At 64.6% G+C, this 23544-nt stretch carries 20 protein-coding genes; 13 read left to right on the plus strand and 7 right to left on the minus strand.

Annotation, left to right across the window (positions count from 1 at the left end):
* Nucleotides 1-183: 183 nt before the first annotated feature.
* Complete coding sequence (dksA, locus tag XI09_RS14415; RefSeq protein WP_008554760.1) at nt 184-549, plus strand: RNA polymerase-binding protein DksA; 366 nt, start codon at nt 184-186, stop codon at nt 547-549.
* A gap of 282 nt (nt 550-831) precedes the next feature.
* Here dksA and XI09_RS14420 read toward each other — a convergent pair whose 3' ends face one another.
* On the minus strand, nt 832-1230 hold the full coding sequence (locus XI09_RS14420; RefSeq protein WP_271567417.1) for a winged helix-turn-helix transcriptional regulator: 399 nt from the start codon (nt 1228-1230) through the stop codon (nt 832-834).
* A gap of 93 nt (nt 1231-1323) precedes the next feature.
* On the opposite strand from XI09_RS14420, the gene XI09_RS14425 reads away from it, so the two are divergent.
* The 4 genes from XI09_RS14425 (at nt 1324) to XI09_RS14440 (ending at nt 4697) form a co-directional block, all read left to right on the plus strand.
* On the plus strand, nt 1324-2352 hold the full coding sequence (locus XI09_RS14425) for an SDR family oxidoreductase (RefSeq protein WP_271567418.1): 1029 nt from the start codon (nt 1324-1326) through the stop codon (nt 2350-2352).
* Between the two features lie 120 nt (nt 2353-2472).
* Nucleotides 2473-3252: a 2-keto-4-pentenoate hydratase gene (locus XI09_RS14430; RefSeq protein WP_271567419.1), complete on the plus strand. Its 780-nt coding sequence runs from the start codon at nt 2473-2475 to the stop codon at nt 3250-3252.
* A 789-nt stretch (nt 3253-4041) separates the two neighbouring features.
* Nucleotides 4042-4371 (plus strand): type II toxin-antitoxin system RelE/ParE family toxin, encoded by a 330-nt coding sequence (locus XI09_RS14435; protein ID WP_442869591.1) that lies wholly within the window; start codon nt 4042-4044, stop codon nt 4369-4371.
* A complete protein-coding gene (locus XI09_RS14440) occupies nt 4371-4697 on the plus strand; it encodes a helix-turn-helix domain-containing transcriptional regulator (protein WP_271567420.1) in 327 nt (108 codons plus the stop codon). Before XI09_RS14435 ends, XI09_RS14440 begins: the two co-directional genes overlap by 1 nt.
* A 270-nt stretch (nt 4698-4967) precedes the next feature.
* Here XI09_RS14440 and flgH read toward each other — a convergent pair whose 3' ends face one another.
* Genes flgH through flgF form a run of 4 tightly spaced genes read right to left on the minus strand, consistent with a single transcriptional unit; the run spans nt 4968 to nt 8449 of the window.
* Nucleotides 4968-5729 carry a flagellar basal body L-ring protein FlgH gene (gene flgH, locus XI09_RS14445; RefSeq protein ID WP_271567421.1) on the minus strand — a complete coding sequence of 254 codons (762 nt, stop codon included), beginning with the start codon at nt 5727-5729 and terminating at the stop codon, nt 4968-4970.
* Nucleotides 5730-5732: 3 nt separating this feature from the next.
* Nucleotides 5733-6872, minus strand: coding sequence for a flagellar basal body P-ring formation chaperone FlgA (gene flgA / locus XI09_RS14450; protein ID WP_271567422.1), 1140 nt, complete (start codon nt 6870-6872; stop codon nt 5733-5735).
* Nucleotides 6873-6882: 10 nt separating this feature from the next.
* Complete coding sequence (gene flgG / locus XI09_RS14455; RefSeq protein WP_271567423.1) at nt 6883-7671, minus strand: flagellar basal-body rod protein FlgG; 789 nt, start codon at nt 7669-7671, stop codon at nt 6883-6885.
* A gap of 16 nt (nt 7672-7687) precedes the next feature.
* The gene (gene flgF / locus XI09_RS14460) at nt 7688-8449 is read right to left on the minus strand and encodes a flagellar basal-body rod protein FlgF (RefSeq protein WP_271567424.1); all 762 of its coding nucleotides are present in this window, start codon (nt 8447-8449) and stop codon (nt 7688-7690) included.
* Nucleotides 8450-8833: 384 nt separating this feature from the next.
* On the opposite strand from flgF, the gene fliL reads away from it, so the two are divergent.
* From fliL to XI09_RS14485, 5 genes are all read left to right on the plus strand, one after another.
* On the plus strand, nt 8834-9334 hold the full coding sequence (gene fliL / locus XI09_RS14465) for a flagellar basal body-associated protein FliL (protein WP_027548517.1): 501 nt from the start codon (nt 8834-8836) through the stop codon (nt 9332-9334).
* Between the two features lie 29 nt (nt 9335-9363).
* Entirely contained in the window at nt 9364-10566 is a 1203-nt protein-coding gene (gene fliM / locus XI09_RS14470; RefSeq protein WP_271567425.1) for a flagellar motor switch protein FliM, read from the plus strand.
* The gene (locus XI09_RS14475) at nt 10563-11009 is read left to right on the plus strand and encodes a DUF6468 domain-containing protein (protein WP_271567426.1); all 447 of its coding nucleotides are present in this window, start codon (nt 10563-10565) and stop codon (nt 11007-11009) included. The genes fliM and XI09_RS14475 overlap by 4 nt, the downstream gene beginning before the upstream one ends.
* A 9-nt stretch (nt 11010-11018) precedes the next feature.
* Entirely contained in the window at nt 11019-11780 is a 762-nt protein-coding gene (locus tag XI09_RS14480; RefSeq protein ID WP_271567427.1) for a MotE family protein, read from the plus strand.
* Between the two features lie 591 nt (nt 11781-12371).
* Nucleotides 12372-12572 carry a hypothetical protein gene (locus XI09_RS14485; protein WP_271567428.1) on the plus strand — a complete coding sequence of 67 codons (201 nt, stop codon included), beginning with the start codon at nt 12372-12374 and terminating at the stop codon, nt 12570-12572.
* A 23-nt stretch (nt 12573-12595) separates the two neighbouring features.
* Here XI09_RS14485 and XI09_RS14490 read toward each other — a convergent pair whose 3' ends face one another.
* The gene (locus XI09_RS14490; protein ID WP_271567429.1) at nt 12596-16291 is read right to left on the minus strand and encodes a VCBS domain-containing protein; all 3696 of its coding nucleotides are present in this window, start codon (nt 16289-16291) and stop codon (nt 12596-12598) included.
* Between the two features lie 538 nt (nt 16292-16829).
* Between XI09_RS14490 and XI09_RS14495 the strand changes: the two genes are divergently transcribed.
* From XI09_RS14495 to XI09_RS14505, 3 genes are all read left to right on the plus strand, one after another.
* Nucleotides 16830-17486: a FecR family protein gene (locus XI09_RS14495; protein ID WP_271567430.1), complete on the plus strand. Its 657-nt coding sequence runs from the start codon at nt 16830-16832 to the stop codon at nt 17484-17486.
* A gap of 52 nt (nt 17487-17538) precedes the next feature.
* Nucleotides 17539-18402, plus strand: a complete 864-nt coding sequence (locus tag XI09_RS14500) for a tetratricopeptide repeat protein (RefSeq protein ID WP_271567431.1) — start codon at nt 17539-17541, stop codon at nt 18400-18402.
* Nucleotides 18403-18707: 305 nt separating this feature from the next.
* Nucleotides 18708-22472, plus strand: a complete 3765-nt coding sequence (locus tag XI09_RS14505; RefSeq protein ID WP_271567433.1) for a tetratricopeptide repeat protein — start codon at nt 18708-18710, stop codon at nt 22470-22472.
* A 297-nt stretch (nt 22473-22769) separates the two neighbouring features.
* Here XI09_RS14505 and fliP read toward each other — a convergent pair whose 3' ends face one another.
* On the minus strand, nt 22770-23525 hold the full coding sequence (gene fliP, locus XI09_RS14510; RefSeq protein WP_271567434.1) for a flagellar type III secretion system pore protein FliP: 756 nt from the start codon (nt 23523-23525) through the stop codon (nt 22770-22772).
* Nucleotides 23526-23544 lie beyond the last annotated feature (19 nt).

Raw genomic sequence — 23544 nt, forward strand, 5'->3', positions numbered from 1 at the left:
ACCTTCCTGTGCAAGGGCTTGGGCGCGCCCGCTGGGCGAGCAGGGAAATATTGTCTGTCACAGGAGGCCGCTATATAACGCCCCGTTCAACGGACCCCGTTCCGTTTGCGAGTCGTTGCTTAGACAGATAGGCCGCCCTTGGAAAAGTTGAAAAACTACCGACCGACCGAAAAAGAGCCTTTCATGAACGACCGGCAGAAGGAGTACTTCCGTTTGAAGCTCCTTGCCTGGAAGGATGAGATCCTCAAAGAGTCCAAGCTCACCCTGCAAGCCCTGCAGGAGGAGAACGTGAACCACCCCGATCTCGCCGATCGGGCATCGTCCGAAACCGATCGCGCCATCGAACTCCGCGCCCGCGACCGCCAGCGCAAGTTGATCGCCAAGATCGACGCCGCGCTCCAGCGTATCGAGGACAACACCTATGGCTATTGCGAGGACACCGGGGAGCCGATCTCGTTGAAGCGGCTCGAGGCCCGGCCGATCGCGACGCTCTCGGTGGAAGCGCAGGAGCGACACGAGAAACGCGAGAAGGTCTATCGCGACGAATAGAGTCAGAGCCGCAGAGATGCGGCTCTTTGTTTTTGGACGCAAGGCGCCATTTCGCGCCGGGGTCAGCATATTGCCCGTCGCTTGCCGCCGTGCGCTTCGACGCGCGAGCGAAATCGCGAAAAGTGAATCGTGATCAATGGGCTAGACTCGATTCCTCCGAGCTCACGTGAGTTCGGATGAGAAGCAGCCTTCACTTCAGGTGCGGGAGATTTTGCGAGTCGCATCAACGGGATCGACTCGAATGCTGAGACACCGATCCAGCTGCATCAAGCATCGCTGCAATCAGGCCTGCTGCGACACCGCAAGGTGCGCATCCCCATAAAGCCTGGACCAGCTCAATATTTCCTTAAACGCCGGCAACAGGCCGTAGGCCGCGTCCGTTAGCTCGTACTCGACCCTTAAGGGTTTCTCCGCGAAGACGGTCCGCGACACCAGGCCGTCCTGCTCGAGCTCGCGCAGTTGCGTGGTCAGCATGTGCTGGGTGATGCCGCCGATCGATCGCCGCAACGCGCCGAACCGAACCGCGCCGTTCATCAGCGCGAACAGGATTTCCAGCTTCCACTTGCCGCCGAGGGCATGGATGGCCCGCTTGAAGTCGGCGAGCAGGGCAGGGTCGGGGCTGCAATCGCAGTCGTTCTCGCAAACGCTGGTCAGGTTTTCCATACCGGTCTCGAAATCCATTCTACTTGCTCCCCGGGAGATAGTGACCAGATGCCGCCTTGAGCAGGGCGGCGGAACCAATTCGCCGGCCCGTGCAACGAGGGGAATTTGGCAATGAGCATTGTTCTGGTCACTGGCGGGTCGGGCTTCGTCGGCATCCACGTCGTCCTGCAACTTCTGGCCGCCGGCCACACGGTGCGGACGACGGTGCGCCGGCCGGAGCGCCAGGCCGACGTGCTGGCCATGCTGCACGAGGGCGGGGCCGTTTCGCCGGAGAGCCTGTCCTTCTTCACCGCCGACCTCGTCCGGGACGAGGGGTGGCGTGAGGCCGTCGCGGGCTGCGACTACGTTCTCCATGTTGCCTCGCCGCTCTCGACCAGTGTTCCCAAGGATGAGAACGAGATGATCATCCCGGCCCGCGACGGCACGCTGCGGGTGCTGCGGGCCGCGCGCGAGGCCGGCGTGAGGCGCGTGGTGATCACCTCGTCGCTGGGTGCGATCGGGTATGGCCACAAGCCGCGGGAAAAACCGTTCGACGAGACCGACTGGACCAATCTCGAAGGCGCCGACGTGCAGCCCTACATCAAATCCAAGACGCTGGCCGAGCGGGCGGCCTGGGATTTCGTCGCGCGCGAAGGCGGCGGGCTCGAGCTCTCGGTCGTGAACCCCGCCGGCATTTTCGGTCCCGTGCTCGGGCCGGACTTCTCCGGGTCGATCGAGATCGTCAAATCGTTGCTCGACGGCGCCATGCCGGCGGTGCCGCGGGTCTATTTCGGCGTGGTCGACGTGCGCGACGTGGCCGACCTGCATTTGCGGGCGATGACGGCGCCTGAGGCGAAAGGCGAGCGTTTCATCGCGGTCTCGGGCGAGGCGATGTCGATCCTGGACATCGCCAGGGTGCTGCGGCGGGAACTCGGACCGAGGGCGCGCCGGGTTCCGCGGCTCCAGGCGCCGGACTGGCTGGTGCGCCTGGCCGCAAACCGGATTCCGCTGCTGCGTGCGGTCGTGCCGATGCTCGGCAAGGTCAGGCACTCCACCAGCGCCAAGGCGCGGTCGCTGCTCGGCTGGCAGGCGCGTTCCAACGATGCGGCGATCCTCGCGACGGCCGAGAGCCTGATCCGGCTTGGCCTCGTCAAGGCGTGAAGCCGCCCTTGGATCGTCCTTTGGACCGTCCTCTGGATCGTCCTTTGGGCCGCGCTTGTCAGGCCGGAGCGGGGATGCTGAAGTGCCGCCCTCGATTGCGTAGCGTGGGAGGCGGCGCCGATGGACAACATTCTCGAAGCCGCAAAGGCAATCGCACTGGCGCGCCGCAACCATGCGCCGCTTGCAGCGCTCGAGGTTCCACCGGCCGACGAGGCCGAGGGTTACCAGGTCCAGCGCGCGCTGCACGATCTCCTGCTGCCGCATCTCGGCCCGCTCGTCGGCTACAAGATCGGCTGCACCAGCCAGGTGATGCAGGACTACATCGGCATCCCGCATCCCTGCGGCGGCGGCGTGTTCCAGAAGGGCGTGCACGACAGCGGGGTGAAGCTCGCGGCCTCCAAATATGTCCGTGTCGGCGTCGAATGCGAGATCGCGGTGCGGCTGCAGCGTGACCTTGCCGCCGGCGAGGCGCCGTTCACGGCCGAATGGGTCGGCGAGGCCGTCGATGCCTATCATCCCGCGATCGAGATCGTCGACGACCGCTATGTGAAGTGGGAGACGATGGGCGCGCCGACGCTGATCGCCGACGATTTCTTCGCCGCCGGCTGCGTGCTGGGGCCGTCCGTTCCACGCTCGTCGGTGCCGGACCTGACGGCGGTCAAGGGCCGCGCCATCGTCAACGGCGAGGAGGTCAGCCACGGCACCGGCGCCGACGTGCTCGGCCATCCCCACAATGCGCTCGCCTGGCTCGCCAATCATCTCGCCGCCGAGGGCAAGAGTTTGCATGCGGGACAGCTCGTGCTGACGGGAAGCCTGGTGAAGACGCTGTGGCTGAAGGCCGGCGACAAGGTGCGGATGGAGCTGGACGGGCTGGGCGTGGTGGAGGCGGAGTTCAAGTGAGCTCTCGCCGCTGTCATTGCGAGCGCAGCGAAGCAATCCAGAATCTTTCCGCGGCGGCAGTCTGGATTGCTTCGCTGCGCTCGCAATGACGGCCGTTGGGGCAAGGGCGGCGCTCCTTCAATTCACATCGCAATCGCAGACACGCCTTCACCTCCTCGCGGCATCTTCCGCCCGAGTTCTGCAATCATCTCGCCTTCCTGAAAAACAAGAAGGCGCAGGGAAGGCCGGGCGCCGGCTGGCACCCGCAATCCCGTGTGCGGATCAAACGCGCACGGGTGGACCACAGGTGACGCCGGGACATCCCGGCCTTCCCTGCGCGGATGGTTTTAACGGTGTCCTTCGTGCTCTCCCCGGGGAGCGATGCACTATTGCCCCCGTCGCCATGCGGATGGCTGATGCGCGCGGTCCGGTCGGGCCGCAGCATCACCGCAAGACTTGACGCACAGACCCCGGGCGTCAGGACCACACGACTTCTCCGTCCGCGCACATCTTCGCTCGCATCCCCGACGGCTGGCGTGCGCTCACCGTCGAGACCAAGCGTAAGACGCTGTCAGCGCCGTGTCGTATCGCGCGTGCTGCTGCTCACGGTTTCCCGCCCTGCAGCCAACCTCGCGCGCCGACGCCGTCGCGGCCACCGCATTCCATCCCGCGTTTCGTGACGATCGCGATACGCCCTCTTGTGGCATGGAACGAAACGGGAACATAATGGTGAAGCAGGCATCGGTCAAGAACGATTTTTAGTAATCCGAAAATTCTGAAATTGAAAAATGGTAACGAGTGTGGTACCAAATGATCAGGGTCGAAGAATACATCGTCGATGGCCGTAGCCCATTCCGCGATTGGCTCGAACGGCTTGATCCACAGGCGCGCGCGATGATTGCCGTCGCGATCGAGCGACTAGCCGATGGCAACAAGTCGAACGTCAAGTCCATTGGGGAAGGGGCCGCCGAGCTGAAGATCGATCGTGGTCCGGGCTACCGAGTCTATTTCGGTTGGTCCGGCAATCTGCTGGTCATTTTGTTGGGAGGCGGCACCAAGCAGAGACAGCAAAACGATATCGATGCGGCGCTGCGCCGCTGGCGTGAGTACAAGTCAAGAGCAGGACGGAGGATCAGGTGATGCCATTGACCCGGAGTTTTCGTGATACCGTCCGCGCGATGGCGGAGCGCGATCCCGCCTTTCGCGAGGCGTTGTTCCTGGAGGCGATGCAGGGCCTGTTGCAGGGGGACGTCGACTACGGCCGCACAGCGCTTCGGACCTACATAAACGCCACCATCGGCTTTGAACGACTGAGTGAGGTGCTCGATCGTCCTCAAAAAAGCTTGATGCGGATGTTCGGGCCGCGCGGCAATCCGACCGCGGAAAATCTGATGGCGGTGATCCACGCGCTTCAGAAGGAGACGGGCGTGCATCTGGAGATACGCGCCGTTGCGAAAGCTGCGTGATGTGCGTCCTCCCGCCGCCGTCATTGCGAGGAGCTCTTCGCGACGAAGCAATCCAGAGTCTTTCCGCGGACGTAGTCTGGATTGCTTCGCTGCGCTCGCAATGACGGAGTGTGAGGTGGCGGCGTCGCTATGATTGTGCGGGCCTGACTCGCTGTGCGTATCCACGCCAAAATACATGCGGCCTCCGGCAGGGGAGCTACCGGAGGCCGCGTAGTACATCGTCGTTCGCGCCTAGGTTCGCGAACACGATGTGGGAGCTCTTAAAGAGACTTAGAAGGGCAGCAGCACGTCCATGACTTGCTGGCCGTAGCGCGGCTGCTGCACGTCCATGATCTGGCCGCGGCCGCCATAGGCGATGCGGGCCTGCGCGATCTTGGTGGAATCGATGGTGTTGTCGCTCTGGATGTCTTCGGGGCGGACGATGCCGGCGACCACGAGCTCGCGGATCTCGTAGTTGACGCGGATCTCCTGCTTGCCTTCGACCACGAGGTTGCCGTTCGGCAGCACTTGCGTGACCACCGCGGCGACGTTGGTCTGCAACGCTTCCGTGCGGTTGACCGAGCCCTTGCCGTCGCTGGAGGCGGTGGAGTCGGCGGTCAGGATGCGGCCGGGCAGGATCTTGTTGGCCTGGGTGATGGTCTTGGACCCGATGAAGTCGGTGATGCCCGAGTCTTCCGAGTTGGTGCGGCTGCGCTGGGTCTCGTTGGCGATGTTGGCCTTGTCGGTGATGTTCACGGTCACGGTGAGGAGGTCGCCGATCTGGTGGGCGCGCTGGTCCTTGAAGAAGGCGCGGCTGCCGCTCCGCCACAGCGAGTTCGGATTGTAGGAGGCGACTTCCGGCTTCGGCATCGGCATCTGCACCGGCTTGTAGCCGGGCTGCGTCGTCGGATTGTCGATCGCGGACAATTTCGGTTGCTCGCCGATCTGCGACAGGCGGTCGATCGAGGAGCAGCCGCCCAGCGCGCAAGAGGCCAGCAGCAGGGCAGAGATCGCGATGCGACGAAGACGGGAAGCCGAACTGAACGGGGACATGACTTACTCTGACTTGGCTGGAGCTTGCGAGATGCGGGCTTGCGGGATCTGGGCCTGGGCGACTTGGGCCGGCGACTCGGGGGCCTGGACCAGGTTCCGGACGAGAGCTGCAGTGTCGACGGGTGCGGGCACCTCGTCGCGCTTGAGCGAGGAGGTCTGCTCGACCGCGGGCGCCATCGGCGCGGACTGGCTCGCGCCCTGGACCGTGATCTGGCCGCGGCCGGTGACGACGCCGGTCAGCGTGCGCTTGGATTGCAGGTTGAGCACGCTGACGGTGTCGCCCTCGGCGCCGCTCTCGATCGCCTTGCCGCGCGTGGTGAGGTAGAGCCCGGGCACCTGGTAGATGATGGTGACGTTCTGGTCGCGCTGCACGAAGTCGGGCTTGACGATGTCGGCGACCCGGATCGGCGTGCCCGCCCGCATCGGCCGGCGCAGCTGCATGCCGATGGTGCGGTCGCGCGAGGCGGCCTCGCCGGTGACCTCGGCCTTGGGCCGGCGCTCCAGCGTGACGTCGGAGGATTTCAGGAGGTCGGCGCGGTCGATGTCGCGCGTCAGTACGGCCACTTCCACGGTCTCGATCGCGGTGCCGGTGAAGCGCAGCTTGGTCGGCGCCGGATTGTTGTCGTTGTTGATCTCGAAGGCGATGTCGAAACGGCCGCTGCGGGCGTCGTAACGGGTCGCCGCCGGCTGCAGCGCGCCGGTGTTGGAGGCGTCCAGCCGCATGTCGGCGACGCCGCGGTCGAAGGTGACGGTGATGTTGGCGGCATCGCCAAGGCCGAAGCGGCGCTCGAGCGCCGAGGCCACCGCGTTTTCGAGGTCCTTGTTGGCAAGGGTGCGGGCGAGGCGGGTGACCTGGACTTCCTTGATGTCGCCGGTCATCACGCCGATCACCTGCTTTGCGCGCAACACCGACAGGACTTGCGCGACCGGCAGCGCGCCGGTGGTGCCGAGATCGGGCGAGCGATAGACCGGGATCAGCGCGGCCGAGCCGGCATTGTCGATGAGATCGCCGACCCGCACCACGTCGGAGGTCACGGTGACGCTCGCGCGCAGCGTCGGCGCCGCGATGACGTCGTCGGCGGCCTGTGCCGGCAGCGCCAGCAGCAGGAGAGCGGAGATCGTGGCGAGGGTGGTGCGGATCATCGTCATTACCTCAGCGGAACAGCGCCGTGGTCGATTGCATCATCTGGTCGGCGGCGCTGATGACCTTGGCGTTCATCTCGTATGCGCGCTGGGCGGCGATCAGGTCGCTCATCTCCGAGACGACGTCGACATTGGCCTGCTCCAGGCTGCCCTGCGTGATCTTGCCGTAGCCTTCGGAGTTCGCGGTGCCGTCCTGCGGCGCGCCGGACGAGGGGGTCTCGGTGAACTGGTTGTTGCCGACCGGCTGAAGGCCCGCCTTGTTGATGAAACGGGTCACGCCGAGCTGGCCGATGATCGAGGAGGTCGACGAGCCCGGCAGCGTCACCGAGACCTGGCCCTGCTCGCTCACGGTGATGCCCGAAGCGTTGTTCGGGATGGTGATGGTCGGCTGCACCGGGTTGCCCTGCGCGGTGACGACGCGGCCCTGATTGTCCATCTGGAAGGTGCCGTCGCGGGTGTACTGGTAGGTGCCGTCGGGCATCAGGATCTTGAAGAAGCCTTCGCCCGAGATCGCGAGGTCGAGATCGTTGCCGGTCTGCGACAGCGTGCCCTGCGTCATGCTGCGCGGCGTGCCGACGGTCTTGACGCCGCCGCCGATGTCGACGCCGACAGGCACGATGGTGCCCTGGTCCGAGGCTTGCGCGCCGACGCGGCGGACGTGCTCGTAGATCAGGTCCTGGAACGCCGCGGTCTGCTTCTTGAAGCCGGTGGTGCGCAGGTTCGCGATGTTGTTGGAGATGACCTGGACGTTGAGTTCCTGGGCCGCCATTCCGGTCGCAGCGGTGTGGAGCGCTTGCATATCAGTGGTCCCCTAATCAGGCCGGAACGTCGGCGAGCTTCTCGATCGCCGATTTGTGGAGGTCGCTCTGCTGCTGGAGCAGATTGGCGATGGCGGTGTAGCTGCGCATGACTTCGACCATGCGGCTCATCTCGCCGACCGAGTTCACGTTCGACTTCTCGATGTAGCCCTGGCGCACGGTGGACTTGGTGTCGGCCTGCTGGGTCGCGGAGCCGGCGCTGTAGAGGTTGGCGCCGAGCTTGGTCAGCCGGGCCGGATCGTCGAACGAGGCCATGCGGATCTTGCCGCGGATCGAGTCGGTCTTGGCCGTGCCCTCGAGCACCGTGACGGTGCCGTCGGGGGCGATATTGATGTCGTGGTCGGTCGGCTGGAAGGTGATCGGGCCGCCGGTGCCGAGCACGAGGTTGCCGTCGGAGGTGACGAGCTGGCCGGTGCTGCTGAGCGCGAATTTGCCGTCGCGGGTGTAGCGCTCGGCGCCGTTGGCCTGCACCGCGAAGAAGGCGTTGCCGTCGATCGCCATGTCGAGCGGGTTGTTGGTCGCCTCCATCGGCCCCTGGCCGACGTCGCGGAAGGTGCCGCGGTCCTGCACATAGGAGACCCGGCGGTCGGAACCGACGAAATTGTCCTCACGCGCGTTCGAGTTGAGATACTCCTCGAACAGCGAATGGTCGGCCTTGAAGCCGTTGGTGTTGGCATTGGCGACGTTGTTGGCGATGACATCCATCTGCCGTTCCAACGTCATCTGCCGTGACAAGCCGATCAGAAGCGCGTTCTGCATCGGAAGATCTCCCCTGAGTGAGATCTGCCTCCTCGCTCTCCCAAGCGCCTTGGCGGACCCCGTGAACGAGACCGTCGGGTTCTCCCAAACCGTTCGGTCTCGGTCCTCTCTCAGCGAAAGCCGTGCCAACGAAGAAAATTATTAAATATCAATACCTTGTCGATTTTTCGAGGGCGCGGGAGGGCGGCAGAAAGGTTCTGTTAGCCATGTTTGCCCGGCAGATTTTTCCTAGTGGAGGCCCAATCGAAAGATTCCGTTAACCATTATTACCGTAGCGTTTGCGTGCAAGGGAGCGCATTGCGCTGGGGCATTTGTATCGCGTCATTGTCTGCCAGGGGGCTTCGCTCTTTCGATTCCTATAAGAGATGAGCGAGCCGGGCGACCATGGCAGAGAACGAAGCGGAAGGCGGCGCAGCCGCCGAAGGCGCGGAAGCCGCTCCCCCGAAGAACAAGCTCAAGCTCATCATCATGGCCGTCGGCCTGCTCGCCGTCCTCGGCGGCGGTGCGGCGACCTGGTTCTTCTTCTTCCGGCATGGCGACGACGAGCATCATGCCGAGGCGGCGCCCCCGCCGAAGCCGCCGGCCTTCGTCGAGGTGCCCGACATGATGGTCAACCTCGCCGGTGCTCCGGGCGAGCGCGTGCAATATCTGAAGCTGAAGATCGTGCTGGAGCTGAAGGAAGAGAAGCAGATCGAGGCGATCAAGCCGGCGATGCCGCGCGTCACCGACATCTTCCAGACCTATGTGCGCGAGCTGCGCTCCTCCGACCTCAACGGCTCCGCCGGCATCTTCCGCCTCAAGGAAGAGCTGACCAAGCGCGTCAATGCGGCGGTCGCGCCGGTCCAGGTCAGCGCGGTGCTGTTCAAGGAAGTCGTGATCCAGTGACGGCGCAGGGAAGGTAATGGGCTAGCGTCATGGCCGGCAACGAGCAGATGGACCAGGATGCGATTGCCGCCCAATGGGAGGCTTCGCTCGATTCCGAGGATCCCGCGGAGGCCGCGAAGGCCGCTGCCGAAAACGAACTCTCCGAGACCATGGCCCTGCAATGGGCGGCCATGGTCGAGGACGGCAGCCGCGACCTCGGCACCGGCAAGAACTCCGGCGAGCGGGTGCTGTCGCAGGAGGAGATCGACAACCTCCTCGGCTTCACCGTCGGCGACGTCACGCTCGACGACCATTCCGGCATTCGCGCGATCATCGATTCGGCGATGGTCTCCTACGAGCGTCTGCCGATGCTCGAAATCGTCTTCGACCGCCTGGTGCGGCTCTTGACGACATCCCTGCGCAATTTCACCTCGGACAACGTCGAAGTCTCGCTCGACCGCATCACCTCGGTGCGCTTCGGCGACTACATGAACTCGATCCCGCTGCCGGCCGTGCTCTCGGTGTTCAAGGCCGAGGAGTGGGACAATTTCGGCATGGCGACGGTCGATTCCAACCTGATCTACTCGATGATCGACGTGCTGCTCGGCGGCCGCCGCGGCACCAGCCAGCTCCGCATCGAGGGCCGGCCCTACACCACGATCGAGACCGAGCTGGTCAAGCGGCTGGTCGAGGTGGTGCTGGCCGACGCCGAGCAGGCGTTCCGGCCGCTGTCGCCGGTGACCTTCACGATCGACCGGCTCGAGACCAACCCGCGTTTCGCCGCGATCAGCCGTCCCGCCAACGCCGCCATCCTGGTGCGCCTGCGCATCGACATGGAAGACCGCGGCGGCAATATCGAGCTCCTGCTGCCTTACGCGACCATCGAACCGATCCGGGGCGTCCTGCTCCAGATGTTCATGGGCGAAAAGTTCGGCCGCGACCCGGTCTGGGAAGGCCATTTCGCCACCGAGATCGGCCAGGCCGAGATCGCCGTCGATGCCGTGCTCTACGAGGCCGACATTCCGCTCAAGCAGCTGATGCGGCTGAAGGTCGGCGACACGCTGCCGCTGGACATGCGCGCGGACGCCAACGTCACCGTGCGCTGCGGCGACGTCACAATCACCGAAGGACGCATGGGCCGGGTCGGCGACCGCGTCGCTATCAGAGTGACGAAACCCTTGCGCAAGCCAAATACGACACTTGCGATGTTCGAGAAGGTGGACGAGCAGAACAAGATGATGGAGGCCCCATGAACCACTCCCTTGGAATGGCGATCGAGACGCTGGTGGCTATCTTGCTGATGCTCACGATCGGCTACTGCATCCTGCTGAACAAGCGGCTGACGCGGCTGAAGGCGGACGAGCATTCGCTGAAGGCGGTCATCGCCGAGCTGATCACCGCGACCGAGATCGCCGAGCGTGCGATCGGCGGGCTGAAGCTCGCCGTGCGCGACGTCAACGAGAACCTCGGCAGCCAGCTCGCGGCGGCGACCCAGATGTCGGACCAGCTCTACAAGCAGCTGGGCGAAGCCGACAACGTGGTGCGGCGCCTGTCCAAGATCGCGATCGCCGCGCGCCCCGTGACCAATCCGGAAACGGTTGCCGTGGCCGCGGCCAAGCCCTCGTCGGCAAAGGCGGTGGCGGCTGCGGCCGAAGCCTTCTCCGAGCGCCGACGGTCCAACGGCCTTGCCGCATGAAGTGAGGGTATGAAGTCCTTTCGTAACATCCGCGTCATTCCAGTCGTCCTGGTTGCCGTCGCAGGTCTCGCCACGCTCAAGGTCGCGGGCCTCGTGGTCAACGGCGGCTATGTCTTCGACTACCAGCCGAAACAGGCCAAGAAGTCCTGGGCGCAGGAGAATCTGAACTTTCCGACCGGACGGGAAGACCCCGACATCACCGGCTCGACCCACGGCGCGCCGAAGGAGGCGCCGAAGCCGGCAGCGCCCGAGACCAAGCCCGAAGGCACCGTGGTCAAGGTGGAGGAGGCCCAGCCGCAGGTCTCGGCCTCGGAGCGCGCGATCCTGGAGCGGTTGCAGTCGCGCCGCCAGGAGATCGAGGCCCGCCAGCGCGAGATCGACATCCGCGAGAGCCTGCTGAAATCGGCCGAGAAGCGCATCGAGAACAAGGTCGAGGAGATGAAGGCGGTGGAATCCCGCATCTCCACGACCCAGGCCGAGCAGAAGGCCGCCGAAGCCCAGCGCATGAAGGGCCTCGTCACCATGTATGAGGGCATGAAGCCGAAGGACGCCGCGCGGGTGTTCGACCGGCTCGAGATGGGCGTGCTGATCGAGATCGCCTCGGCCATCGCGCCGCGAAAGATGTCGGACATCCTGGGACTGATGTCGCCGGAGGCCGCCGAGCGGCTGACCGTCGAGATGGCCCGCCGTGCCAATGGCGGCGGCGATCAATCCGCCTCGGCCGGCGATCTGCCCAAGATCGACGGCAAGCCGACGCAAAAGCCGAATTGAGGGCGCGAGAGCCGCGGCGCGCCGCGGCTCTTGCGCGCAGTTGCGCGGTCGCCCGGCCGGCACGCAGCCGGATGCCTTGCGTGGCTAGCTTGCGATCCGCTGCTGAACCCTGCGACCTGTCGAGCTCAACGGCTTCTCGACGGGAAGGAGGGTCTCGCAGTGCTGCTTGATCAGCGCAGCCTTCGTCATTCGAGTGACGAGATGCAGGGTGCTGTGGCAGCAGGAGCACTCGTACACCTTCAGTGCATAGCCCCGCGCGATTGGAAAGACGGCTACGACTGCTCTTGCCCGGCTACATACAATGCAGTTGGCTTCTCCGCTCATTGATTGCCCCCCAAAAGCTGACCAATCGAATTCGCATCGCCGTGACCGCATCTGATTCAGAGTCGTTGATGGACCGCAACACCTCTGAGGTTGTGCGCGCGTGCCCGGCAACCAAGCACGACTCGCGTTGCGGATGCAGCCGAAGCAAGCGGCATCTTCTGAGGCTGCGATGAGTTGACGCGTACAAATGTGAAGTGGAGTACAGTGGCGCCGAAGCAATCGTCCTAGGCTTCCGCCATTCGTAAATCCGCAGCGGGGAGGGAAGCCATGAACTACTCGTCCGCAGCAGAACGCGCAATCGAAGCCGTCAATCGGCTAATCATCGCGGCGATGACGTTCGCCTGGACATCCGCACTTAACCATCAGCATGCATTGCCGCCGCAAGGGGAAGATGGCGACGCTGATGATGACGCGGGTCTCGAGCGAGAGAACTCCTCCGCGCCGGATTGCGCAGGAAAACAACACTGAAGACACAGTCGCCTTGCGGGGCGTCACACGATCAGATCGTGCAGCACCTGAGCGCCAGTTGTGCCTGCCCCGTGGGCCGGATCAATATGCGGCGGGGACAGTTCAGGCATTGACGCCGCCGCGGATTCGTGGACTTTCCCAGCGTGCTCGTGATGACCGGGCGGGTCCGAGGGATCATCCAGTTCTGCGCTGAGCTCTGAATCCTGGCCGTGCGAAGCGCCATCCTTGAAGTAAAAGGAGTCGCCGAACTGGTGCGAACCGGCAGGCGCTGAGCCAGGCGCCGCATGACCAGTAGAGGGCGGATCGACACCCACCGGGCCGTGCCTGGGCGCGTCGTGCTGTCCGGCCGCCTCGCTTGAAAGCGAATGATCGGGGCCACCGTGGGCATGAGCAGCATTGTGGGCGCTTTCCGGAGCCGATGCACCGTGGTCCTCGTCGCGGCTCTCCAGCGTATGCCCGTGCCGGGCGAGCTGTTCGGCGGCATCGTGGAGCGCCGCGAAAGCAACGTCAGGCATGGGGGCACTTCCGGCGATCACGTCATTGTTTCCGATCGTGGTATCGATGCTGTCGGGCACCGTTGGATGATCGAAGACGAAGCTGGTCGCCGTCGGTGCGGTCACATCGTGCAAGACCGTGGACAGCCCGGTCGGTGAGGGCGTTACCGCGTCACTGCTGGTCATCTCGGTCGCGCGCAGCTGCACCCCGTCTGAGCTGGCGAAGCTCGGATATTCGGTCCATTCAAACTGGTCCGAACTGGCAGAGACGCCGGAGGCCTGGTCGGTTGATCCGTCCGTCGCGTTCCAGTCAGCGAGGAGCGTGCCGTCGCTGAGTGTGGTGTCGGACGAACTGGTGATCGTCACGGCGGTGGCATCGCTTTGTGTCGCTGCGCTGAGATCGAGCGGCCCGCTGTCAGCCGCCAGCACAGCCGCCGCTGCCGGCGCCAGGATGAAATCCGACGCGTCGATGGTCGCAATCCCCTGCAAATGGATTTCGATCAGGCCGGAATCGCCAATGTGCAGGGTCTGGTCGCTCGGATTGACATACACTATCGTTTCGTTGGCCGCGCTGTCGTAGAGCCAGGCGATCGTATGAGCCGGGACCGACGTGCTTGATGAGCTCAAGGCCAGGAGAACGAAGCCAAGCCCGCCGAGAGCCGTCAAGTCGATCTTGTCGGATCCCGATGCGAAATCGGTAATGGTGTCGAACTGGCCGGCGTTGGAATCGGCCGCGAACAGATAGACGAAACGGTCGCTCCCATTGCTGCCCGTGAGGTGGTCCGCACCAAATCCACCGGTGATGGTGTCGCTGCCGTTGTTGCCATTGATGGTATCGTTGCCCGAACCACCGTAAATCGCGTCATCCCCGTCGTTGCCCTTGATCGTGTCATTGCCGGAGCCGCCATAGAGAATGTCGGCTTTGCCAGTGCCGTTGACGGTATCGCTGCCCGCTCCTGCGTAGATGATCTGACCTGCATTGCCGCCGCCCGCGATAGTTTCGCTCCCCGGCGTTCCAAACACGTTGGGGGGATCGGATATCACGACGGACCCCGTGGCGAGGTTATCGAAATCGTTAGGGTCTGCGTCGCTGGCACCATGGATGGTGACGGCCACGGATTGCGTCGTGCCGTCGATCGCAGTCACCGTGAAAGTGTCGGTTAGCGCATCGCCCGGGTCCAGCGCCTGAACCACGCTATTGTTGTTGTCGAGTGTGTAGGTCCACACGCCGGCCGCCGTCATGGTGAAGGTGCCGTACCCGCCGTCGCTCGCAGTTGGCGAGGCGACTACCGTGAAGGTGTTCGGCGTATTGTCGACGTCGGTGTCGGTGAGCGTGCCGGTCGCGATGGGAATGCCGGGCGCAGCAGTGCCTGCCTCGATCACTGAACCGGTCGTGGTGCCGGAAATGATGGCGGCGTCGTTGGTGCCGTGGATGGCGATCGTCACCAGTTGCGGGGTGCCGTCGATGGCAGTGACGGTGAAACTGTCGGCGAGCGTGTCGCCGACATTGAGCGCCTGCACCGCGGCGTTGGCGTTGTCGAGGGTGTAGGCCCACACGCCGGCGGCGGTCATCGTGAAGGTGCCGTAGCCGTTCACGCTTGTCTTTGGCGAACTTACCGTCGTGAAGATGTTGGACGTATTGTCGACGTCAACGGCGACGAGTGTGCCCGTCGCGGCCGGCGTGCCGGGCGCCGCATTGGCGACGCCGCCTGCCTCGGTCACTGAACCGGTCGTGGTGCCGGAAACAATGGCGGCGTCGTTGGTGCCGTGAATGGTGATGGTGACCACTTGGGGGGTGCCGTCCAGAGTGGTCACTGTGAACGTGTCGGTCAGCGTCTCGCCGGCATTGAGCGCCTGCACCGCACCGTTGGTATTGTCGAGCGTGTAGGTCCACACGCCGGCTGCCGTCATTGTGAAGGTGCCGTAGCCGCCCGCGCTTGCCGTTGGGCCGACCGCCGTGAAGACATTTGAGGTCGTGTCGACGTCAGTGTCGGTGAGCGTGCCGCTTGCAGTGGCCGTTCCGGGTGTTGCATTGGCAACGCCGCCGGCCTCGATCACCGAGCCGGTCGTCGAGCCGGAGATAATGGCCGCGTCGCTGGCCCCATGGATGGTGATCGTCACCACTTGGGGAGTGCCGTCTATGGCGGCCACCGTAAAGTTGTCGATCAGCGTATCGCCCGCATTGAGCGCCTGCACCGCGGCGTTGGTGTCGTCCAGGATGTAGGTCCACACGCCGGCCGCCGTCATCGTGAAGGTGCCGTAGCCGCCGGCGCTCGCTCTTGGCGAGCTCACTGCCGTGAAGGTATTGGGCGGATTGTCGACGTCGGTGTCGGTGAGCGTGCCGGTCGCAATCGGCGTGCCGGGGGCTCCGTTGGTGGTGCCGCCAGCCTCGACAACTGAGCCGGTCGTGGTTCCGGAGATGAATGCAGCGTCGTTGACGCCGTTAAGGATGACCGTGAAGGTCTGACTGGCGGAGGTGGATCCGTCGGAAACAGTCACAACGAAGCCGTCGGTCGTGGGCGCCGTCAGCGCGTTGATTGCGGCGCTGTCGGGCACGAACGTATAGGCGCCGCTCGTGCTGTTGACGTAGAGCGTCCCGTAGGGGCCTGTCTTCGACAGATCGTATGTCACTCCGTCCAGGACCGTGTTGCCGGCGCTCGCCCCGGCGACGCCGAAGGTCAGCTTGCCGCTGTTGGTGCTGCTCGCGGCGAACGTTCCGCTCGCCGCAGTGAATGTGTCAAACACCACGGTATCGAGTTCGGCCGGCCCGGCTCCGGTGATCAGCGTCGGCGGTGGTAGTACGATCAGAGGCTCAGGGGTGAAAACGAGAGGCTGCAGCAGATCTTGCGGCGCGGGCGCGCTGGGCGGAATGAAATTGATCGGCTGCAGCGGCAGGGATTTGACGAAGGGAGGCGTGCCTGAGCCGTGGGGTCCTTGAAGATTGGCGAGCGCGTCCTGTTGTGCGGCCTGCAACTCCTCCATGCGAGCAAGAGTGTTCGTGACCTGGTTCACACTGATCGTGGATCCGACCTTTTTGAGGACGATTGTCTCGCCGGGATCCTCGACGATGATGTGCCGCGGGACCGGTTCCTTGGTCACAAGCTCGAATGCACCGTGCGCGAGGTCCTTGTAAGTGATGGCGTCGTCATCCAGGAACGTTACGTTCGGGTCTGCGGCCTTGACCTGTTTGATCATCGAGAAGAACAATGCCGTGAGCGACAGCATCCCGAAGCGGCCGGCAGAGGCCCGCTCGCGAGTCTGCGCAACGGGTTCATCAAGAGAGCCGCTAGAGCCGCTCTTGGCCGCGTTCACGCGGTGATGCCTGACCGCAGCGGCTTCGCACTCGTCCCCGGGCCTTCCAGCGGGCGTGACGGACATTGTTCGACCTCGATTGACAAGCGGTCGACCTCAGACGTCGCCGTATCTTTGCTGGCTTGCCGCGTCACGCGATCGGGAGCAATTTTGCGCCGGCAACCTCAGCCAGGCCGCTGAAGGTCGTGGTTTCCGAGAATTCCGCGCAGGCCAGTCACGGCAGAATTGCTGTCGTTTCGCCCGACGGCACGGGCGAAAAGCTGGTTGAAATTGCCTGGCACGGATAGTGGCTCTTTCGGGCACGGCGATCAGCCATTCGGATTACTCCGGAATAACCAGTTTGGCCGTCGTGGCTTGTTGCCGCTGGTCTGCCATGATGCGCGATGGTCTCGCCGACGCCGTCGGAGCCGTTCGCATGCTCAAAACAACATCTTCAAAAAAGGGATGAGCCATGGGCACTCACGCAGCGACTGTGCTCGTGGCAGGTATCGTTCTTGCGCTGGCCGGCTCGTCACTCCACCCAGTCCAGGCGCAGAACGATTCTCCGCGGCGGGCCGTCATGGACTCGTCGTCAAAGCCAATCGGGAAAGTTGTGGCAGCCGAGGGCTCGGTCATCATCGAGCATGTCGGAGCTGTCATTGTCCAGGCAAAGGTCCAGGGCGAATCCATCCAGACGAAGATTGGCGATCCGGTCTATTTGGGCGATGTGGTTCGAACCGATGCCGACAGTCGGGTCGGCATCAACTTCGTGGATGGGTCTTCGTTCAACTTGTCGAGCAACGCCCGCATGACGTTGGACGAATATGTCTACGAGCCAGCCGGGAAGTCCAATTCGACGATCTTCAGCCTGACCAAGGGGACGTTCGTTTTTGTTGCCGGCCAGGTTGCGAAGACTGGCGACATGAAGATCGAAACGCCGGTCGCCACGATGGGCGTTCGAGGCACCACACCTCATGTCGAAATCTCGGATGACGGAACCACCAGGTTCTCCACTCTTATCGAAGAGGGCAAGAACAAATATCCGAAGAAGTCCGGCGTAACGGGGTCACCGCGACCGGAGCAAAGGGCCGAGCACAAGCTCAATCTGAACATCTGCCGCGGGTGCTGACGCTGGTTCTAGCCTCCGCGCAATCGCCAGATCTCAGAAGACGGGGCCTGACATGGAACCAAGATCGTCCGTCGTCAAAAGCGGAGTGGCGATTGGCGTCCTGCTGTTGGTTGGCTTGCCAGTCGCAGCTCAGAATTCCAAGGTGAACAACAGCTATCTCAGTCATATTGAACCCTGCAACGGGGTGGGTGTCACCTCGCTTGATGCCCGGATCGCTGCCTGCACGGCTTTCATAGAGGCGCGTCAGGGTACGACGGCAGCTCTGGCTATCGCCTATAACAATCGCGGCAATGCCTACACCGCAAAGGGCGACTACGACAAAGCCATCCGCGATTTCGATCAGTCGATCGCGCTCAAGCCGACATACACAAAGGCCTTCAACAACCGAGGTGTGGCTCACTTGAGGAAGGGCGAATATGAGCTCGCGATCGAAGCCTTTGACGATGCGATCAAGCTCGATCCCGACTATGGCGCTGCCTTCGTCAATCGCGCCGGAGCCTACCTGAAGAAAAATGACCACCAGCGCGCGGCGCATGACTACGACGAGGCCATTCGCCTCCAGCCCGATTCGCAGGCCGCATGGAGCGGACGATGTTGGACCCGGGCGCTTCTCGGTGCCTGGCAGGCCGCGCTGGAGGACTGCGACAGAGCGCTTCAATCCGGATCGACCAGCGCTGCCGTGTACGACTCGCGCGGGCTGATCCACCTGAAGATGGGCGAGTTCGGTGCGGCGATCGCCGACTACAATTCTGCCTTGCGAGCCGCCCCGGAATTGGCGAGCGCGCTTTTTGGCCGCGGGCTTGCCAAGCTGAAGCAAGGCGACGCGATTGGCGGAGATTCTGACATTTCGGCTGCAAAGACAATTCAGGGCAATATCGGCGACGAGTTCGCGCATTATGGCGTCGGTCACGACTGAGTTCACGACTGGCTCTGGCTCGCCGATCATCGCAGAGGAATATGTTGAGACGGCAGCTGCGGTGCACGCCGCGCCGGTCCCGCCCGGTGCCGGTGACGACGGGGGGTTAACGTCTCCTTAACCACTTGCTCTCCAGATTTGGAGCGCGAACGCCTCAGCCCGCACGCAAGGCGTCGCGACGCACTGCGCGGGATCAATTCGTCATTACAGCATTAACAAGTCCTTAATTGGCAAAACCTACATTCGACGACATGGGCCGGCGCCATGTGCCGGTATGGGTCGTCGAACCGGAAGAAGTGCCGCCAATGGCGCGGAAGGCTGCCGCTGGATTTGTGTCGCGAGCCCGCGCCCTGGCGTGGGGGCTGTCGCGTCATGTCCGCAAGGCACCTGCGCTGGTAACCATCCTCCTGGTCGGCCTGATCGCCACAAGCCCGGCGCGGGCGGACCCGATCCGGGGGGAGGCGAGATTTTCGGCCGGCGGCGGCTTCGCCCGTCTGGTGATCAAGCTCGGCGAGGATGTTCCATCCGAGGTGACGACGGCCGGCTCCATTCTCATCATCCGCTTCGACCGGCCGGTCGACGTTCCAGTCGACCGGGTTCCGGAGGGCGCGCCCGACTACGTCAACTCCGCCCGCCGCGATCCCGACGGCGGCGCCATCCGCCTGTCGCTGGCGCGGCGCGTCACCGTCAACACCATGAATGCCGGCGAGCGCACCTTCATCGACCTGTTGCCGGAAGGCTGGAAGGGGCCGCCGCCGAGCCTGCCCATGGATGTGGTCAAGGAACTCGCCGAGCGCGCGCGCGTCGCCGAACGGGCGCTGCGTGCGCAGCGCGCCGCGGCCGAGACCAAGAAGCGTCCGCAGATCCGTGTGCGCGCATCGGTGCAGCCGACCTTCGTGCGCTTCGTGTTCGAGATGCCCGACGGCGTCGGCGTGTCCTCCGTGCTCAACGAGCAGAAGCTCACGCTCGCCTTCAACGCCAACCTCAGTTTCGACCTGGCCGACGCGGTCGTCGCCGCACCGCCGAACGTCGCCTCGATCAAGCAGAAGGCTGACATCGACCAGACCAATGTCGAGATCGCGCTGATCGGCGATTCCGACGTGCACTCCTTCCGCGACGAGAAGAACTACGTCGTCGACGTCTCCTTCCAGCCGGACAAGGGCAAGACGGCTGCGACGCCGGAGGCCGCGATCGCGCAGGCCAAGCCCGCCAGCCAAGGCCATGGACCGGCACCGGCCGCGGAAAAGCCGGCGGCCGAGAAGAAGGACGCCCGTCGCGAGATCGCGCCGCCGACCTCCGAGACGATCGCGCGCGAGGCCAAGATCGATATCAAGCCCGAGACGAAGCTGGAAGCGCCTGCCGCGATGCCTGCCGCCGAAGCGCCGAAACCGGCGCAGGCTCCCGCGATTGAGGCTGCGCACGCTGCGGAAGCGCCCAAAGAAACGCCCAAGGAATCGCCCAAGGAGGACTCGAAGCCGACCCAGCCTGTTGCCGAAGCTCCGGCCGCGCCTGCCAAGCCCGCAATTGTCGAGGCGCCCAAGGAGGTCGTGAAGGAAGCGGCGAAGGAGCCGGTCAAGGAAGCAGCCAAAGCTGCGCCCGCCGAGGCGCCGGCCGCGCCGCAGCCGGCCGCACCAAGCGTCGATGCGCGCCGCGATAGCGACGGCTTGCGGGTGACGTTCCCGCTTCAGGTCGCAACGCCCGCGGCGGCGTTCCGCCGCGGCGACACCGTCTGGCTGGTGTTCGACACGCCGAAGCCGATCGACGTCGAGGCGATCCGCACCAAGGGCGGCGCGATGATCGGCGAGGTCGGCCGCGTCCCCCTCGACAAGGGGCAGGCGGTGCGCATCCGTCTCACCCGGCCGCTGGTCTACTCGCTGACGAGCGAGGAGGTCGGCAAGGAGACCAACTGGCTGCTGACGCTCGCCGACAAGATCCAGGCGACGCCGCTGCCGCTGATGATGTCGCGCAACATCACCGATCCCGCGCTCGCCAACATCGCGATTCCCTTCGCCAATCCGGGCCTGCTGCACAAATTCACCGATCCCGACGCCGGCGACATGCTCTATGTCGTCACCGCGCAGCGGCCGGTGCGCGGCTTCATCAAGCGTCAGGACCTCGTCGATCTCTCGCTGCTGGAATCCGCCCACGGCATCGCGATCCGGCCGAACTCCGACGAGGTCGGCGTCGAGGTCGGATCCGACAAGGTCATTCTCGGCAAGAAGGGCGGACTGACGCTGTCGCCGGTGGACATCTCCGCCGAGCGCGCCCCGACCGCGGTACGCCCGATCTTCAGCCCCGAAGGCTGGCGCAAGGGACAGTCGGAAAACTTCATGACGCGCCAGAGCGACCTGATCACGGCGATCTCGGCCGTCGAGCCAGCGCTGCGCTCGCTGCCGCGGCTCGACCTCGCGCAGTTCTACATGTCGCGCGCGATGTATCACGAGGCCAAGGCCGTGACCGAACTGATGCTGAGCGATCCGCTCAACAAGGAGGAGAGCGGCGCGCTGATCATGCACGCGATCGCGAGCATCCTGATCGGCCGGCCGGCGCAGGGCCTGAAGGACCTCGCCAATCCCGTGATCGGCAACAGCCACGATTCCCAGCTCTGGAAGGCGCTCGCCTATGCGCGCCAGGGCAAATGGGCGGACGCGCGCGAGAAGTTCAAGAACGTCGAATTCGCCATCGCCTCGCTGCCGCTCGACATCCAGCGCATCGTGACGATGGACGCGATGCGCGCCTCGCTCGAAGTGAAGGACTATGCCGGCGCCTCCAAGCGGCGCAGCGAGCTCGAGATCGTCGGCGTATCGCCCGAGGCTGCGCCCGGCTTCGCCGTGCTGCGCGGCAGGCTCGCCGAGGCGCTCGGCCACGACAAGGATGCGCTCGACGACTACAGGTTCGCGGTCGGCTCGAGCGACCGGCCGGCCGCGGCCGAGGCCAAGCAGCTCGAGGTCGCGTTGCGGCAGAAGCGCGACGAGATCAGCAAGGAAGACGCGCTGCGCGAGCTCGAGACGCTGTCGATGACCTGGCGCGGCGACGCGATCGAGGTCAAGACGCTCCAGATGCTGTCGCAGATCTATGCCGAGAACGGGCGCTACCGGGACGCGCTCACGGCGGCGCGCACCGCGACGAAGCTCCAGCCGAACGCGGAGGCCTCGCGCCAGGCGCAGGATCTCGCCTCCGACCTGTTCACGCAGATCTTCCTGGGGCCCAAGGGTGACGAACTGCCGCCGGTCGAGGCGCTCGGGATGTTCTACGAGTTCCGCGAGCTGACGCCGATCGGCCGCCGCGGCGACGAGCTGATCCGCCGTCTCGCCGACCGTCTCGCCTCGATCGATCTGCTCGACCAGGCTGCCGAGCTCCTGCAATACCAGGTCGACCACCGCCTCGAAGGCGCTGCGCGCGCCCAGGTCGCGGCGCGTCTTTCCATGATCTATCTGGCCAACCGCAGGCCGGACATGGCGATCTCGGCGCTGCGCGCGAGCCGCATCAGCGATCTCTCCGGCGAGCTCAGGCAGCAGCGCCTGCTGCTCGAGGCGCGGGCGCAGAGCGACGTCGGCCGGCACGATCTCGCGCTCGACATCGTCTCCAACGTCTCCGGGCGCGAAGTGCTCCGCCTGCGCTCCGACATCTTCTGGGCGGCGCGGCGCTGGCGCGAGTCCGCCGAGCAGATCGAGCTCTATTACGGCGAGCGCTTCCGCGACTTCAAGCCGCTCAATGCGGTGGAGAAGAGCGACATCATCCGCGCCGCCGTCGGCTACGCGCTCGCCGACGATTCGATCGGCCTGTCGCGCTTCCGCGAGAAGTACGCCCCGCTGATGAGCGAGAGCGCCGACCGTCTCGCCTTCAACATCGCCAGCAAGCCGGCCGCGGCCTCCAGTGCCGAATTCGCCGAGATCGCCAAGCTGGCTGCGAGCGTCGACACGCTCGACGGTTTCCTGCGCGAGATGAAGCAGCGCTTCCCCGACGCCACCGCCCGCGCGCCATCTGGGCCGCAGGCCAAGGAAGAGACCGACCACACCGGCTCGCTGCCGAAGATCCCCGCCGTGCGGCAGATCAAGATGACGCGGTAGGAATCTCGCGACGCGAGACAGGTCCGGCTTCCCCGAAAGCGTCGCCATGCCGGTGCAGATCGGCGATCACCTCAGCAAGCAGTATGACGTGAAGGGGTAGGGGGCGGTCCCGCGCGAAGCGCGGCCCGACCGGCCGCCACGTTCTCGTCATTGCGAGCGCAGCGAGGCAATCCAGAGTCTCTCCGCGGAAGCAGTCTGGATTGCTTCGTCGCAAGGGCTCCTCGCAATGACGGGGGCGGAGCGGAGGTGTGTCATTGGGAACGGAGAGGACGCGCTGACATCGCTCCCAAGCCAGCCTCATCCCCCGTAGCTCTGCACCAGGCTTCCCGCCACCAGCGACCAGCCGTCGACCAGGACGAAGAAGATCAGCTTGAACGGCAGCGATATGGTTGCCGGCGGCAGCATCATCATGCCCATCGACATCAGCACCGAGGCGACGACGAGGTCGATGATCAGGAAGGGCAGGAACAGCAGAAAGCCGATCTCGAAGGCGCGCTTCAGCTCGGAGATCATGAAGGCGGGGACGAGGATACGGAGCGCGAGCTCGTCGGGGGTGGCCGGCGCCGGCTCGCCGGAGAGATCCAGGAACAGCTTGAGGTCCTTTTCGCGCACGTTCTTCTGCATGAAGCCGCGCAACGGGACCGAGGCGCGCTGGAGCGCATCCTCGACGCCGATCTGGTTGGCGACGAGCGGGCGGATGCCGTCGTCGTAGGATTTTTGCAGCACCGGCCCCATCACGAAGAAGGTGAGGAACATCGCGAGCGCGATGATCACCGAGTTGGGCGGCGCGGTCGCCGTGCCCATCGCGGTGCGCAGGAGCGACAGCACGACCACGATGCGCGTGAACGACGTCATCATGATCAGGATCGACGGCGCGATCGACAGCACCGTGAGCAGCGCGATGAGCTGGATCGCGCGCTCGGTGACGCCGCCCCCCTGACCGCCGCCGAGATTGATGCTGATGTCCTGCGCATGCGCGAGGCTTGCGAGCGAAGCCGCGCCGATCAGGACAGAAAGAAAAAGAACTCTACGCGGGAGGGCCGGCAGCCTCACGAAGACGGCTTCGGACGGC

It is taken from the genome of Bradyrhizobium sp. CCBAU 11386 (assembly GCF_028128955.1).
Lineage (GTDB): Bacteria > Pseudomonadota > Alphaproteobacteria > Rhizobiales > Xanthobacteraceae > Bradyrhizobium.